This is a genomic window from Flavobacterium salmonis (assembly GCF_903819435.1).
Classification (GTDB): Bacteria; Bacteroidota; Bacteroidia; order Flavobacteriales; family Flavobacteriaceae; genus Flavobacterium; species Flavobacterium chungangense.
This window is the reverse complement of sequence record NZ_CAIJDP010000053.1, coordinates 25,229-40,945: the sequence shown is the minus strand read 5'-3', so window position 1 is coordinate 40,945 and position 15,717 is coordinate 25,229. Positions and strand designations below refer to the sequence as shown.

Sequence of the window (15,717 nt, the reverse complement as noted above, 5' to 3'; positions counted from 1 at the left end):
TTTTATATTGGAATTTCTTTTAAAAACTATCCCTTGATTTGTTTCAAAGAAGTTTTGATTCCTTTTATTAAAGATGAACTGAATCCATTGTGTTCCATTTCATTTAAACCTACAATTGTACAGCCCTGAGGAGTTGTTACACGGTCGATTAACTGTTCCGGATGCACTTTCTCTTCCAACAACATTTTTGCTGCTCCTTTTACAGTTTGTGCCGCAATTGCCAAAGCTGTCTGAGAATCAAATCCAATTTCGATACCGGCCTGCATTGAAGCACGAATATATCTTAAAGCATAAGCGGTTCCACAAGCTCCTAAAACAGTGGCCGCATCCATTAATTTCTCATCAATAACCGGTGCAGTTCCCAAATCCTGAAATAAATCTACGATTGGCAATGCTTTTTCCCTGTCTTTTTCAGGAAAAGAAATACAAGTTGCAGATTCTCCAAATTGTGCAGCGATGTTCGGCATGATTCTCACTACCGGATATTCATTATTCGTTTTTGACTGAAGCATTTCCAAAGACAAACCACTTACTGCAGATGCAATGGTTTTGCCCTGAATAATTGGCAAAATCTCTGTCAGAACTGTATCTACCTGATAGGGTTTAATAGTTAAAATTATAACATCAGCTTCCTGAATGTTATGTTTATTATCTGAAGAAACCGTAATTCCTAATTCGGTTAAATATTGAATACTGGCGGTATTTCTTCTGGTTACGGTGACTTTGTGACTTTGTGAAAATTTCGCAATTCCCAAGGCAATAGAAACACCAAGATTTCCTCCTCCTATGATATGTACTTTCATTCTGATTGTTAATTTATATTCTAATTGGTTAATAGCTGTTTTGTATAATTCAACATTTAAAATCCAAGAATCAGTTTGGCAACTCCAAAATAGAGCATAATTCCAAAAACATCATTGGTTGTTGTGATAAAAGGACCTGTTGCAATAGCGGGGTCTATTTTGTTTTTATGAAGGAAAAGCGGCACCAGAGTCCCCAAAGTTGCAGCAAATAAAATCACTACAATCATCGAAATTGAAATTGCCAGACCTACTAAATACTGTTGATACATAATTGAATGATATCCAAGTAAAAGCAATGAAATGATACTTCCGGAAATCATCGAAACGGTAATTTCTTTGGTAAAATAACCTCGGCTAAATTCTTTCAACGTTCCGTTTGCAAGCCCCTGAACTACAATTGCTGATGCCTGAACGCCTATGTTTCCTGCAGTTGCCGAAAGTAAAGGCACAAAAATAATTAAGGTTGAATAGGTTTGAAATGTTTCTTCGTTTCCTTTTAAAACAAAAGAAGCTACAATTTCGATTACCATTCCAATTAAAAGCCAGGGTAAACGTGCTTTTGTTAATTCTAAAACACTGTCATTTGATTCAACGTCCTGCGTAATACCCGCCGCTAACTGGTAATCTTTATCAGCTTCGTCCTTGATTACGTCTACGATATCATCAATTGTAATTCTACCAACAAGACGACCCAATTCATCTACAACCGGAATAGCTTCCAAATCGTATTTTTGCATGATACGCGCTACCTCAACATCTTCAGTATCTACGTTTACAAAATTTAATTTCCGAATATAAATATCTCCAATTTGTGTTTTGGTCGAAGTTGTCAATAAGTCTTTTAGTGATAATCTTCCTTTTAAGCGATTTTCATCATCAACCACATAAATTGAATGTACTCTGGACACATTTTCGGCCTGAATACGCATTTCTTTCACACAAGTCAGTACATTCCAATTCTCATTGACTTTTACCAGCTCCTTTCCCATCAAACCTCCGGCAGAGTTTTCGTCGTAACGCAATAAATCAACAATGTCTTTTGCGTGTTCAACATCAATTAGCTCCGAGATTACTTCGGCTTTAATTTCCTGCGAAAGTTCGGCAATAATATCTGCCGCATCATTAGTTTCGAGTTCATCAAGCTCTTCTGCAATCTCTTTTGGCGAAAGTCGGCTTAAGATATTCTCCCGCAAATCATCTTCCAGCTCAAGAAGAATTTCAGCGGTTTTATCACTGTCTAAAACCTTAAAAATATAGGTTGCCTCGTCAAAATCCAGTTCATCGAGGATTTCGGCAATATCGGCATGGTGCAGATCGTTAAGTAAAACTTCAAGTTCTTTGTCGTTTTTGTGAACAATGTGCTCTTCTAATTGATGTATTAATTCTTTGCTAACTTTGAACTCCATCGGCTTCTATCTTTTGAGTCAGTTCAATAAATTCATCTACACTTAGTTGCTCGGGACGTTTATCAAAGATAGTGTCTAATCGCAAATTATCAGTTAAATTTAATGTTTTCAAACTGTTACGTAATGTTTTTCGTCTTTGCTGAAAAGCAGTTTTCACTACCGTAAAGAACAACTTCTCACCACAAGGAAGACTATAATCTTCCTTTCGGGTCATTTTCATCACACCCGATTTTACCTTGGGCGGAGGAATAAAAACATTTTCGTCAACAGTGAACAGATACTCAGTATCATAGAAAGCCTGTGCTAAAACGGACAAGATTCCGTAAGCTTTAGAGCCTTTTTTCTCGCAGATTCGCTCAGCAACTTCTTTTTGAAACATCCCCGAAAATTCCGGAATCTGATGTTTAAATTCTAAAGTCCTAAAAACGATCTGTGTTGAAATATTATAAGGAAAGTTTCCGATAATGGCAAATTGCTTGTTTTCGTAAACCTCATTAATATTGTATTTCAGGAAATCCTGAGGGATAATCTTGTCTTTTAATTTTGGATAATTTTCACTCAAATACACTACAGATTCCGTATCAATCTCGATTACGTGTGTGTTAATTGGTTTGTCAAGCAAATATTTAGTCAGCACACCCATTCCCGGCCCTATTTCTAAAACCTCATCATATCCCTGTAAACTCAAAGTATCTGCAATTGCTTTGGCGATACTTTCGTCTTTCAGGAAGTGTTGTCCTAAATGTTTTTTGGCTTTTACTTTTTCCATTATTTCTTTTAGATTGTTAGACTTATTAGATCGTTAGACTTATTAGATTTTTAGAAAAAGCTTCTAACTGTCTAAAAAGTCAACGATCTAACTATCTTTTTTAATGTTCCGAGATCACTTCTAATTCGGTTCTGAAAGAAAGCATTTTATCGGCAAACAATTCCTGGGCTTCCTGACGAAATTTTGGTGCATCTTCAAGATAATATTTCTCTAAAGTTGCTTTGCTGTCTGTAAAATACTGAACAGAATATGTAATTCCCCCCATTTCTTCTTCAATCAAAACTTTTACGATTCGTGCTGAAGAAAACTTGTTTGTAGCCAGAATTTCCGGTATATGTTTTTCCTGCATCCATTTTAACCATTGGTCATGAACGCTTTCGTGTATATTGGTGGTAACGTTGTAAATAATCATTTTTTTCTTAGATTATTAGATTGTTAGACATCTTAGATTGTTAGAAATCTAATGATCTAACTTTCTAATAATCCAAAAATCTATTTTATAAATTCTTGTCTCCTCTTAACTCGCGGTATTTTTTTCTGGCATCAACAAAGTAAATACTATCCTGATGGTTAAAAATCACCTTTTCATACAAAGGTTTTGCTTTTTCTATATCTTTTAATTGATCGTTGTAAATTTCTGCCGAAAAAAACAGCGCTTCATCTACATAAATTCCGTCGCTATGATGATCAATGATTTGCTGGTATTGGCTTAAAGCCGAATTATAATCTTTCAGACTTTCATATATTTTACCTAAACGCAACATTGTTACAGCTTCAATTTCCTGTCCCTTGAAAGACTTCAAAATATTCTGAAACTGTATAATTGCATCTTGTTGTTTATTTTGATAAATTAAAAAATCACCTTTTGCAAATTGCTTCAAAGCCGTTTGTGTCGAATCAGCAACTGTGTTGTCATTGATCAGCAAAAAATATTCCAGGGCATCATTTGCAATTAATTGTGTATTGGCCGACTTTAATTCCTTGAATTGTTTTAAAGCCCATTCAAAATCTGTTTTAAAATAACTTGCTTTTGCTGCTTTTAAACTTGCTTCGTGAGACATCACATCATTCTTCAAATCCAATTGAATTTGGGAATAATAAATCAATGCCTGATTGTATTTTTCTTCCAAAAGCAAAATATCCCCCAATTCCATTTTGGCATCTGCTTTTTGATACTCATTCAAATTAAGCTCTAAGGCTTTTTTTACAACTGCTTTGCCTTCTTCTGTCTTTTTTAAATTAAAAGCCAGGAAATGACCCTGAATTATTTGCAAAGATAAGGTAAAAGGAGTTATTCCGTAAGTTGCAAGCAAATGTTCCAATTCGATAGTGATGCCCGGGTAATCCTTTTCCTGCGCCTTATCAATTTTAATTTGCATCAAATTAGCATTGGTCTGAATCAGTAAATTTAAATCTTTGGTATTCAGCAAAATAAAATTCAAAATTTCAGTAGCCGTTTCAGTATCATTTTCATTCAGTGCAAACTGACTTAGATTAACTATACTTGTCAACGATTCCGGTTCACGTTTATAAATGGCCTTTTCCTGAATAAAAGCTTTTCCAAATTCTTTCTGCTGTACATAAAACCAACTTAGATAATGGTTCCAAAATACATCCTGATTTTGTTGTGTTTTCAGGATTAAAGCCTTACGCATAGCATCTTTAAAAGCCGTATTATCATTTTCACCGTTCATAAAACGTGATAATTGTGCCTGTATCAGATTTGAATTTTGTGGATTTTGAAATGATTCTGTCAGTAAAAGATCTATCATTAAATCGGTTTTCCCTAATTGCCCGTACAACATTCCAATCTGGAAATTAAAATTGTAATTGGGCTGCACCTGCATTGCGGTTTGGTAGGATTTCAAAGCATATTCAAGCAATACTTTTTTCTCGAAAGAATTCGCAACTCCGTAAACATCATTCGGATTCGTTTTTATTTTTTCGACAGCCTGATCATAATAATTTTTAGCTTTAGATTCGTTTTTCTGTAATTGAAAATTATATCCTAATTCGACTAAAAAAACACCCTGTTTATATCTATTATACCTTTCCTGAATAGCTTTATCAGCATTGATAAATTGCTGCAGCTGCTGATAACATTCAACTGTTCTTAAAAAATACTGCGTATTGGATGGTACACTTTTTAAAAGCTCTTCATAACTGATTTTTGCTTTTTCGAAATCACCTTTATCATAATAATATTGAGCGAGCTGCTCATTTTGGGAGAATACAAAAGTAGACCACAACAAAACGATATAGATACAGATGTTTTTCATATTTCGGTTTTTAGAAGCTAACTTTAAGCATTATAAAATTTCAATGTATTCCTTTTTTGCTTTGATTTCCAGATTATCAAAGTTAATCCAATTAAAATAAAGGGAATGCTTAAAATCTGTCCCATATTAATTGGCATATTATTTTCAAAAACTTCCTGATTTTCTTTGAAGAATTCAATTATAAAACGAGCCAGAAACAATAACGTGAGGAAAAAACCAAAAATCAGTCCCTCTCGTTCTTTTATTTTTTGTGATCGGAACATAAAAAACAAGAAACCAAAAATAAACAAATACGAGAATGCCTCATATAACTGCGTTGGATGTCTGGGAATCAAATCATCTCTTTGAAATACTACTCCCCACTTTCCATTAGTTGGTTTCCCGTAAATTTCTGAATTCATGAAATTACCAAACCTGATAAAAGCAGCTGTAATAGGAACGGCAACAGCCATTCTGTCTAAGATCCACAGCAGCTGTACTTTATGTTTTTTGCAGTATAACAGTATCGCAATTAAAACGCCAATAGTTCCACCGTGACTTGCCAAACCCTGAAAACCAACAAATTCATACGAGCCTTTAATTTTTTGAATTGGCAAAAGTATTTCTATCGGATGTTGAATAAAATAAGACAGTTCATAAAAAAAACAATGTCCAAGCCTGGCTCCAAGTACTGTACCAACAATAACATAAATCAGCAAACTATCCAGACTTTCTAAAGATACATTTTCTTTTTTATAAATATTTCTAACAATATAAAAACCAAGCAGGAGTCCGGCAGCAAAAAATGCTCCATAATATTTTAGAGGAAAAGTATCTGTTATCCAAAAAATAACAGGATCGACATTCCAGTTTAATATTCCGCTCATTTTTCCATTGTTTATTGTAAAAAAGAAAACCTAACAGGTTTTGGAAACCTGTTAGGTTTAGCTAATTACTATATAATTAATTTATAATATCAAATCCGCAGTAAGGACGTAAAACTTCAGGGATTACAATTCCTTCCGGAGTTTGGTAATTTTCTAAAATACCGGCCAAAACTCTTGGTAAAGCTAATGAACTTCCATTAAGCGTATGAGCCAATTGGTTTTTTCCGTCTTTATCTTTGAAACGTAATTTCAAACGATTTGCCTGGAAAGTCTCAAAGTTAGATACAGAGCTAATCTCTAACCAGCGATCCTGTGCGGTAGAAAATACTTCGAAATCATATGTCAAAGCCGAAGTGAAACCCATATCACCGCCACACAAGCGTAAAATTCTGTATGGTAATTTTAACTCTTTTAAAATATTTTTTACATGTTCTACCATTCCGTCAAGTGCTTCGTAAGACTTATCCGGATGTTCAACGCGTACAATTTCAACTTTATCAAATTGGTGCAAACGATTTAATCCGCGTACATGCGCTCCATAAGAACCTGCCTCACGACGAAAACATGGGGTGTAAGCTGTATATAAAACCGGTAATTCCGTTTCTGTTAAAAGTACGTCGCGGAACAAATTTGTAACCGGAACCTCAGCTGTTGGAATCAAGTATAAATCATCAATCGTTGAATGATACATTTGTCCTTCTTTGTCCGGTAGTTGTCCGGTTCCATAACCAGAAGCTTCGTTTACCAAATGAGGCACCTGAACTTCGTTGTAACCTGCAGCCGTATTTTTATCTAAAAAATAATTGATTAAAGCACGCTGTAAACGAGCACCTTTTCCTTTGTAAACCGGAAAACCTGCACCAGTAATTTTTACACCCAATTCAAAATCGATAATATCATATTTTTTTACCAGTTCCCAGTGAGGTTGTGCGCCTTCATGTAAAACCGGAATATCACCTTCTTCAAAAACATTTAGATTTTCTTCGGGCGTTTTCCCTTCTGGAACAATATCAGCAGGAAGATTAGGTAATGTATATAATTTATTCGTTAATTCGGTAGCTAAAGCTTCTGCTTTTTCGCCTAATTCTTTACTTTTTTCTTTTAATGAAACTGTTTTCTCTTTTAAGATTGCGGCTTTTGATTTCTCTCCCGCTTTCATTAATTCACCAATATCCTTGGATAATTTATTAGATTCAGCTAAAGTATTGTCTAATTCTGCCTGTGTTGCGCGACGATTTTCGTCTAATTGCACCACCTCTTCCACAACGCTTTTAGCATCGATATTTCGTTTTGCTAAAGCCTTGATTACTTTCTCCTGATTTTCTCTAATAAATGCGATTTGTAACATAGCTTGGTTTTTATAACTATTGTATTTTTTATAACGGAAGCAAATTTAAGGAAATGTTTCCTAAGATTACGACAAACTTTTAAGGGAAAAATGCATTATAAAGGTTGTTTCGCAAAGTTTTACCAAGGTTAGACAGAGATTTGTCAGGTTTTTTATTAAAGAAGATCAAAATGAATTTTACCAAAGACGAAAAACAGCATTTTTATTTTTCATACGGTTAATTTGCTGATAACGCTTTTGTATGTTTTTATACTCGGTATTACCTATTTTTTCAATTGTAAAATCGATTTTAGTTAAGTCTGATTTTAGAAAATGTTATTCCTTAATCACTTTAAATGTTTCTGAAGATTCTCTGTTCGAAATTTTAAGAATATAAAACCCTGAAGATAACCCCGAAACATCAATTGATCCATTTGTACTTTTTCCGTTCAGGATTGGATTAGATTCGAAATCAAAGAATGAATAATCAAAGTTTTTAGAATTAAAATTCTCAATTGAAATCACAGAAACTGCAGGATTAGGAAAAACATACGCCGCTTGTTTTTGAACTATTTCGCGCTGAATATTATTACAGGCGCTTTCTAATAGTAGATCCAAATCATTTTCATCAAACATTAAGGTATAATTCAGCTCTTTTGCTTTTGTAAATAACTGACATGCTTCGTTATATTTATTCTGTTCCAAATAAATAATTCCAAGATTTTTCATTGCATAGGAATTGTTTTTATCCATTTCCAAAGCTTCTTTAAGATCTTTAATCCCTTTTTCAGATTCCCCTAATTTATGATAAAGTAAACCTCTTGTCGTTTTTAAATCCCTTCCGCCGTAATCTGATGAATGATCTATTATTGTTTTTTCTTTCTTAAAAGCAATTTCAATATTTTCCATTGCCTTATCATACTCTCCTAAATCCGAATATAATTTGGCAATCCCCCATCTGGCATGACCATGTTCCGGCTTTTCTTTTATAATTTTTTCTAAATAATATCGTGCCAGATCATTGGATTTTCTTAGTTGTAAATAATTAGCAAAATTGTATAAAATTCGATAATCACCCGGAGCACAAATCATTGCTTTGTAAAAATACTGAAATGCAGGATTTTCCATTTCAAGGCTCATATAAGTATTTGCCAGTACATCATAAAGGGAGCTTTTGAATTTTTCTCTGCTTGCCTTTATAGATTCTGAAACCACTTTAGTGGTATCTTTAGGTTTTTTATTTATCAGAAATTCGGCTCTTTTTAAATCCTCGAGCGCTAAAGTTTTATTTCCAAGGCGGGCTCTTAGATAGCCCCTTGTTGTAATATCTTTGATATTTGTCGGGTTATAATTCGTTTTTAGATTCAGTTCTGTAAGTGATTTGAGCATTTTTTCTGTTGCCTCTTCACTATCTTTATTAAAAGGCAGTTTATGATCGATTCTGCTGAGCAGTTTTCCGTGCAAAAAATTCCAGGTAACGAGTTTCTCCCCTTGTCTGTTATATTGAAAACAATTCGAATTCTTCCTGCCCTTTTCATCATGATAAAAAACCTCGTTCAAATTTCCGTTTGGATAATATGTTTTAATGCTGTCTTTAATGTTATCCGTACCATACCAAATCTCTATTGAAGGTACCTGATCATCATAAAAATAACGGGTAACTCTATTAGATTTATTGTAACCCTGAGCCAATAAAAAAGCAGGGAAAAGCATAAAGGCAAATACTATTTTTTTATACATAATTTATAGGTTATCGTTTTGAACTTACAGTTTTAATTATCCAGAAATCTGTATCTTTCATCTTTTTTAAACTCATAAGTATTTCCGTTATACTTTATCCTTTCAGATTCTTTTTTAACTTTAATATTACTTTGTTCTTTGGTTCCATTTTCCCGGTCTTCTTCAACTGCAACTTCGTATAAAAAATTTTTTGAAACAATTAAATCCAAAAAACCATTTGTTTCTGTATCAGAAATTATCAAACCTGTTTCTAAAGTTTCCAATTCAAAAGAGCCTCTGTCATTAGAATCTCCCTGCGTTTTTCTAATTGGGTATTCGTATAAAAGTTTTTTAATTTTATTATTTACCAATGCAATGATCGTAAATTTTTGCTGAGAATATAAAGCAACACGACTTCCTGAGCTTTCTTCTGTATAAAATGCAACTGCTGTTGTATTTTGGTTGAGCTGAAACAGATTATTAAGAATATATGTTTTCGAAAACTTCATTCCTTCATTTTCATTGTAGCTCAAATTAAAATCTGTTTCCTGATCAATGATTTTTCCATCTGCTTTATTAACAAAAAGATATTTTCTTTCAAAAAAATCTCCCGGGTCATCCTCTCCGGTATTTTCTTTTTCCGATTCTTCTGTTTTAACAAAATAAGTAATTACAAAAAAGGCGATTTTATCGTTGTAACTTATAGAAGTTGTTTCATTGATTTTTAAATCAGCATACCTTATGTTTAAATTTGTGGTTACTTTTTTCAAAAGAGCCAAATCGAGTTCTTTAGACACTATTATAGCATCATTATCTTTAAAAATAAGTTTTTCAATAAGTTTTTGTTTCACATTTTCGGGTTGAGCGTGTAAGGCTAAAGCTGTGTCATTATCTTCAATGGCTTGTTTTTTGTTTTTTTCGCAGGAGCTTAAAAATAAAAAAGTGCCGATAAGAATTAAGTAGGTTTTGATTTTCATTGGTTTTGATTTTAGTATTGGGGCTTTCAAATATAAAATATTCTTAATAAGCTTTTTAAATAAAATCAAAAATTTGAAATCATTTTACAGAGATATCCAAAAATTTGCAGAGATTTTTTAAAAAATTAACAAATTTAGAAAAGACAGAATTTTAAAGTTTTTTATTTCAGACTGTGAAAAAACCTTCAAACACTGAACCTTTGTTTCCTGTTTTATGCTCTCTTAATCTCATGGCCTACAAATTTCTCCAAAACCTCAAACATATCATCTACAGAAAGTACTTCGGTATCAGGATGTGATTTGAGGAATGCAGCATTTAATAAGGTTATATTTTCCTCCAGTCCAAAAAACAAATCATTATTTAAAAGATCCCGAAACGGATTTGGCCCTTCTAATTTTCCCTTTAAAAATTTACCAAGTTTGATATTGCTTTGTAATCGCAGTTTCCTGCTTTGCTCCTGAAATAAGGCTAAATGCTTTTCGGCACCAATTATGGTCAAACCTTCTTCAATCAATTCGTTCAGTTCTTTATTCCATCCGGAATCATATACAAACTTTGCGAAATTACCTTCGGTATATTTTGAAGTATAATAATCTAAATAATAACTCAATAAAGCATCTTCATGTATTAAATCATCATCGATTTTTTCTTCGCGCATTAAATTGATTACCGAAATATTTGAATTAACAACATCCTGAGGATATTCGCTGTTTATTGCTGTTTCTGAAATTATTATTCTTCCGAATTCCTCCATTTTTATTTTTGTTTTGGGATTGTTTTATATGCCATCATCGTTATTACTCTTTTTTTCATTCATTTTTGCAACTAAAGCTTTCAATCGCAATGCACGTTCTTTTTTTTCCTCCTGAAGCTTAGCGTTTTTCCGATTTAACAATTTGGTATGCAAAGCCTTATTTTTAGTGTTTTTTTCGGGTCCTTTAGCCATAGTATAAAACTTTATGTGACCGCAAATATAAGAAACGTAAACTGTAATAAATTCTTAGGACGTTTTCTCCGTACCTGACTATCTGCTTACTAAAGCTAAATCATAAGTTTTTAACGGAAAAGGATTAAATGATTAGAAAATAATGAAGACCATCTTAGTACAACAGAGAAAACAAATTTTAATCATAAAGTAATACTAAAATAACGTATGGAAGGTTAATGCTATAATTGAAATACAAGAATAAAACGTAATTTTATTCCCTCTAAAAAGGTTTCAAGCACTAAAAACAGGAAGGTATGACAGAAAGAAAAGCATTAGAATATTATGTTTTAGACGTATTCTCGAATGAAAGTTATAAGGGAAATCCGCTCTCTGTTGTTTTTACTACCGGAAATTTAGCACTGAAAACGTATCAGGATATTTCTAAAGAATTTGGTTATTCCGAAACTTCTTTCGTCTACTATTCAAAGGGACAAAAAGCATTAAATGTTCGTTCGTTTACTCCAACCGGAATCGAAATTGACGGTGCAGGTCATAATTTACTGGGTGCAGTCTGCGGGGCTTTGCTTAAAAAAATACCAATATTTGACGAACAATCAGAAAACAACCGATTTGTAATCATGAAAAAATCTTCGATTTCATTAACGGTAAGTTTTGACTCGGTTACACAATATCCTGTTGTACAAATGCATCAAAAATTGGCTGTTATCAAAAAGGAAATACCTACTTATAAACTTGCTGTGGCGCTTGGTTTAAAAATTGAAGATTTAGATAGTAATGATTTTGTCCCAACAATTGTAAAAACCGAAGTCGCTCATACTATGGTGCCCATCAAAAACAGTCAAATTTTAAACAGCATCGTTCCTGATCACAAGCTTCTAATTGAAATTTCAAAAGAATACCAATCAGAAGGATTTTATTGTTTTACCATTTCAAATCAAAAGGAAGACAACATTGCCGAAGCCAGATTTTTCAATCCCGTAATCGGAATTTATGAAGATCCTGCTACGGGAACAGCTGCCGGTCCATTAATTGGTTTTTTAACTTCAAAAAAACAGGCAAAACTGAATACTGAATATAAAATTTTGCAGGGTGTAAAACTAAATCAGCCTTCTATTATTGAAGTCATGATAAGAGAAAATGATATTTTGGTTGGAGGTTCTTCGATTATTACGATGAAGGGTGAGCTTTATATATAAAAATAATGATGAAAAAATTATTAACTACTATTTCTGAAAAAGCAATTAAAAATGAAGATTTCAATTTCACATCAGAACAAATTGAAAATAATTGGCTAGGAACTATTCCTGCAACTGAAAAACAAATAAGCAATACTGAAAATAGACTCGGTGTAAAATTACCTAAGGATTACATTGAGTTTATAAAAATAACTAATGGTTTTTCTGCACCAAATGATATAGAACCAAGTTTTGAAAATATCTCAAATATTGATTTCTTAAAAAATATTGAACCCTTTACAATTGAAGCTTATTCTTATTTACCAGAATTAAAAAATGCCATTCTTATTGCAGGAATAGAAGAAGAACAATATTTTTTACTCATCCCTCCCGAACCAGAAAACGAAGAATGGAAATACTGGAAATTTGCTAATTGGTATCCAGGTGAACATCCTTTCGGAAATTTGAATGAATACTTTAAAGACGTACTTGAATTTATAGTCAAAGAACACGAATCATAAAAAAAGCTGCATTAAAGTGCAGCTTTTTTTATCGTTCAAAAATACAATTTCTTAATTCGTTTTCATAGGTGGTAAATCAAATGCAACAGAATCATGTTCGAAGTTGTTTCTGTGACCGCCATCGCAAAAAGGTTTGTTTGCAGATAATCCGCAACGGCAAAGCCCTAATGCTGCTCTTCCTTGTAATCCGTAAACTGTTCCTTCCGGATCCATGATTTCAAAATCTCCTTCAATTTTGATTGATCCGTTTTTATTGATAATTAGTTTTGTCTTGCTCATAAAATTTGTTTTTTCGACCGCAAAGATTGCGAAATATATTTTGAAGATTTTACTTGTCGTGTTAGTTTAAACTGGTTCTATTTTATGAGTGTTTTTACCACAGAGATACACAAAGTTTTCACGGAGGTTCACAAAGGGATTTAATTGTTGTACTAAAATAGTCTCGCCGATATGCAAAGTTTTATTTTAACCATAGATTATAAAAAAGATTTAAATGATTTTTACTTAAATCTGCTCAATCTGTGTGCAACAAAACTTTGAGGCTTTGCGACTTTGCGAGATTGAAAAAAATAAAAAACCTTAGCGAATCTCTGCGCTTTTTCTTTGTGAATCTCTGTGAAATAACAAAATCTCAATTCTATTGCTTATTTTTGCACTCAATAAATTTGAAAGATGAAATGAGCAAAACCAAAATTGGCCTTACACACCAAAATTTAATGAGCGAATTACAGACGACAAATAAAAAACAATAATATCAACATATGATACAGAATCCTAAAAGATATACGATTACAGCAGCATTGCCTTATACCAATGGACCAATCCACATTGGGCATTTGGCGGGGGTTTACGTGCCTGCAGATATCTATTCGAGATACCTGCGTTTGCAGGGAAAAGACGTTGCATTTATTTGCGGAAGCGATGAACACGGTGTTGCCATTTCGATGAAAGCAAAAAAAGAAGGAGTTACGCCACAGGAAGTTATTGATAAATATGACGGAATTATTAGAAAATCGTTTGCTGATTTTGGAATTTCGTTTGATAATTACTCCAGAACTTCGGCTAAAATTCACCATGATACCGCTCAGGAATTCTTTAGAACATTGTATGATAAAGGCGATTTTATTGAAGAAGTGACGGAGCAGTTGTACGATGCAAAAGCAGATCAGTTTTTGGCAGATCGTTTTGTTGTAGGAACCTGTCCAAAATGTGACAATCCGGAAGCTTACGGAGATCAGTGCGAAAAATGCGGATCGACTTTGAATGCTACCGATTTGATCAACCCAAAATCAACAATTACAGGTGAAACTCCAATTTTGAAATCGACCAAACACTGGTTTTTACCTTTGGACCGATATACTGATTTCCTAAACGAGTGGATTATAAAAGGTCACAAAAATGACTGGAAATCGAATGTTTACGGACAGGTAAAATCATGGATCGATGGAGGATTAGAACCTCGTGCGGTAACACGTGATCTTGACTGGGGAATTGATGTTCCGGTTGAAGGTGCTGAAGGAAAAAAACTTTACGTTTGGTTTGATGCGCCAATTGGCTATATTTCATCAACAAAAGAATGGGCAGCCCGTGAAGGAAAAGACTGGGAACCGTACTGGAAAGATGAAGACACGAAACTGGTTCACTTTATCGGGAAAGACAATATTGTTTTTCACTGTATCATTTTCCCGGCAATGCTAAAAGCCGAAGGAAGCTATATTTTACCAGACAATGTTCCTGCAAATGAGTTTTTGAATTTAGAAGGAAACAAACTTTCGACTTCAAAAAACTGGGCAGTTTGGTTGCACGAATATTTAGAAGAATTTCCGGAAAAACAGGATGTTTTGCGCTATGCCTTAACCTCAAATGCTCCTGAAACTAAAGATAATGATTTTACATGGAAAGATTTTCAGGCGAGAAATAACAATGAACTGGTTGCTATTTTCGGAAACTTTATTAATCGTGTTGTGGTTTTAACCAACAAATATTACGACGGATTTGTTCCAACTCCAAATGAATTATCTGAAGTTGACGAGAATACTTTAGCCGAATTAAAAGCATATCCGGCTGTGATTTCAAGTTCGGTAGAGCGTTACAGATTCCGTGAAGCTTTAGGCGAATTGATGAATGTTGCCCGTTTAGGAAATAAATATCTTGCCGATGAAGAGCCTTGGAAAGTAATGAAAGACAATCCGGAGCGTGTAAAAACCCAAATGTATGTAGCACTTCAAATTGCGGCTGCTTTGAGCGTTTTGGCTGAACCGTTTTTACCCTTTACTGCTTATAAATTGTCAAATATTCTAAAAAACCAAGGAAAACTGAAATGGAATGATGTTACTGAAAATTCAGAATTGATTCCGGACGGACACCAAATTGGCGAAGCAGAATTATTATTCGCAAAAATTGAAGATGAAGAAATACAAAAACAAATAGATAAATTGGAAGCTACAAAAACAGCTAATCTTGCTGAAAGCAAACAGCCGGAACCTCAAAAAGATTTGATTCAGTTTGAAGATTTCGCTAAAATGGATATTCGTGTAGGAACTATTCTGGACGCCGAAAAAATGCCAAAAGCAAACAAACTTTTAGTGCTTAAAGTAGATACAGGAATCGATGTTCGTACGATTGTTTCAGGAATTGCAGAGAGTTTTTCACCTGAAGAAATAATCGGGAAACGTGTTTCTGTATTAGCTAATCTGGCACCAAGAGCATTACGTGGTGTTGAAAGCCAGGGAATGATCCTGATGACAACAAATGCCGAAGGTAAACTGGTTTTTATAAATCCAGATGCTGATGCTCCAAATGGGGAGACGGTAAATTAAAAAATTAATTTTATTTCGATAAAACTTACAAGGGAAGTTATCTGCCTAAACATCTGGCAGATAATTTTCTTTATTTAGACACATTTGTACAAATAATCGCAATAGA

General features: G+C 33.6%; 15 protein-coding genes. 3 read left to right on the top strand and 12 right to left on the bottom strand.

The features are described from left to right. Positions 1–26: 26 nt before the first annotated feature. The 11 genes from proC to FLACHUCJ7_RS02165 all read right to left on the bottom strand — a co-directional run bounded on the left by proC (position 27) and on the right by FLACHUCJ7_RS02165 (position 11,093). Complete coding sequence (proC, locus tag FLACHUCJ7_RS02215) at positions 27–803, bottom strand: pyrroline-5-carboxylate reductase (RefSeq protein WP_078228966.1); 777 nt, start codon at positions 801–803, stop codon at positions 27–29. A 56-nt stretch (positions 804–859) separates the two neighbouring features. Next, a complete protein-coding gene (mgtE, locus tag FLACHUCJ7_RS02210; RefSeq protein ID WP_031456649.1) occupies positions 860–2,209 on the bottom strand; it encodes a magnesium transporter in 1,350 nt (449 codons plus the stop codon). Then, positions 2,193–2,978 carry a 16S rRNA (adenine(1518)-N(6)/adenine(1519)-N(6))-dimethyltransferase RsmA gene (gene rsmA / locus FLACHUCJ7_RS02205; RefSeq protein ID WP_180907769.1) on the bottom strand — a complete coding sequence of 262 codons (786 nt, stop codon included), beginning with the start codon at positions 2,976–2,978 and terminating at the stop codon, positions 2,193–2,195. Before rsmA ends, mgtE begins: the two co-directional genes overlap by 17 nt. 100 nt (positions 2,979–3,078) lie before the next feature. Continuing rightward, entirely contained in the window at positions 3,079–3,390 is a 312-nt protein-coding gene (locus tag FLACHUCJ7_RS02200) for a DUF4286 family protein (protein WP_078228964.1), read from the bottom strand. An 85-nt stretch (positions 3,391–3,475) separates the two neighbouring features. Continuing rightward, positions 3,476–5,257: a tetratricopeptide repeat protein gene (locus tag FLACHUCJ7_RS02195; RefSeq protein WP_180907768.1), complete on the bottom strand. Its 1,782-nt coding sequence runs from the start codon at positions 5,255–5,257 to the stop codon at positions 3,476–3,478. 23 nt (positions 5,258–5,280) lie between these two features. After that, positions 5,281–6,123 carry a prolipoprotein diacylglyceryl transferase gene (gene lgt / locus FLACHUCJ7_RS02190; protein WP_078228962.1) on the bottom strand — a complete coding sequence of 281 codons (843 nt, stop codon included), beginning with the start codon at positions 6,121–6,123 and terminating at the stop codon, positions 5,281–5,283. Between the two features lie 76 nt (positions 6,124–6,199). Continuing rightward, on the bottom strand, positions 6,200–7,471 hold the full coding sequence (gene serS, locus FLACHUCJ7_RS02185) for a serine--tRNA ligase (RefSeq protein WP_031456654.1): 1,272 nt from the start codon (positions 7,469–7,471) through the stop codon (positions 6,200–6,202). 315 nt (positions 7,472–7,786) lie between these two features. Beyond that, positions 7,787–9,190 (bottom strand): tetratricopeptide repeat protein, encoded by a 1,404-nt coding sequence (locus FLACHUCJ7_RS02180; RefSeq protein ID WP_180907767.1) that lies wholly within the window; start codon positions 9,188–9,190, stop codon positions 7,787–7,789. A 32-nt stretch (positions 9,191–9,222) separates the two neighbouring features. Further along, a complete protein-coding gene (locus tag FLACHUCJ7_RS02175) occupies positions 9,223–10,146 on the bottom strand; it encodes a hypothetical protein (RefSeq protein ID WP_180907766.1) in 924 nt (307 codons plus the stop codon). 212 nt (positions 10,147–10,358) lie between these two features. After that, entirely contained in the window at positions 10,359–10,901 is a 543-nt protein-coding gene (locus FLACHUCJ7_RS02170; RefSeq protein ID WP_180907765.1) for a DMP19 family protein, read from the bottom strand. Positions 10,902–10,925: 24 nt separating this feature from the next. Next, a complete protein-coding gene (locus tag FLACHUCJ7_RS02165) occupies positions 10,926–11,093 on the bottom strand; it encodes a hypothetical protein (RefSeq protein ID WP_180907764.1) in 168 nt (55 codons plus the stop codon). Positions 11,094–11,389: 296 nt separating this feature from the next. Between FLACHUCJ7_RS02165 and FLACHUCJ7_RS02160 the strand changes: the two genes are divergently transcribed. Beyond that, positions 11,390–12,292 carry a PhzF family phenazine biosynthesis protein gene (locus tag FLACHUCJ7_RS02160; RefSeq protein WP_180907763.1) on the top strand — a complete coding sequence of 301 codons (903 nt, stop codon included), beginning with the start codon at positions 11,390–11,392 and terminating at the stop codon, positions 12,290–12,292. A gap of 5 nt (positions 12,293–12,297) precedes the next feature. Next, the gene (locus tag FLACHUCJ7_RS02155) at positions 12,298–12,792 is read left to right on the top strand and encodes an SMI1/KNR4 family protein (RefSeq protein ID WP_223255507.1); all 495 of its coding nucleotides are present in this window, start codon (positions 12,298–12,300) and stop codon (positions 12,790–12,792) included. A gap of 51 nt (positions 12,793–12,843) precedes the next feature. On the opposite strand, the gene FLACHUCJ7_RS02150 is transcribed toward FLACHUCJ7_RS02155, so the two are convergent. After that, positions 12,844–13,071 (bottom strand): CDGSH iron-sulfur domain-containing protein, encoded by a 228-nt coding sequence (locus tag FLACHUCJ7_RS02150; RefSeq protein ID WP_031456662.1) that lies wholly within the window; start codon positions 13,069–13,071, stop codon positions 12,844–12,846. A gap of 482 nt (positions 13,072–13,553) precedes the next feature. Between FLACHUCJ7_RS02150 and metG the strand changes: the two genes are divergently transcribed. Continuing rightward, positions 13,554–15,611, top strand: coding sequence for a methionine--tRNA ligase (gene metG, locus FLACHUCJ7_RS02145; protein ID WP_180907762.1), 2,058 nt, complete (start codon positions 13,554–13,556; stop codon positions 15,609–15,611). The last annotated feature ends 106 nt before the right edge of the window (positions 15,612–15,717 follow it).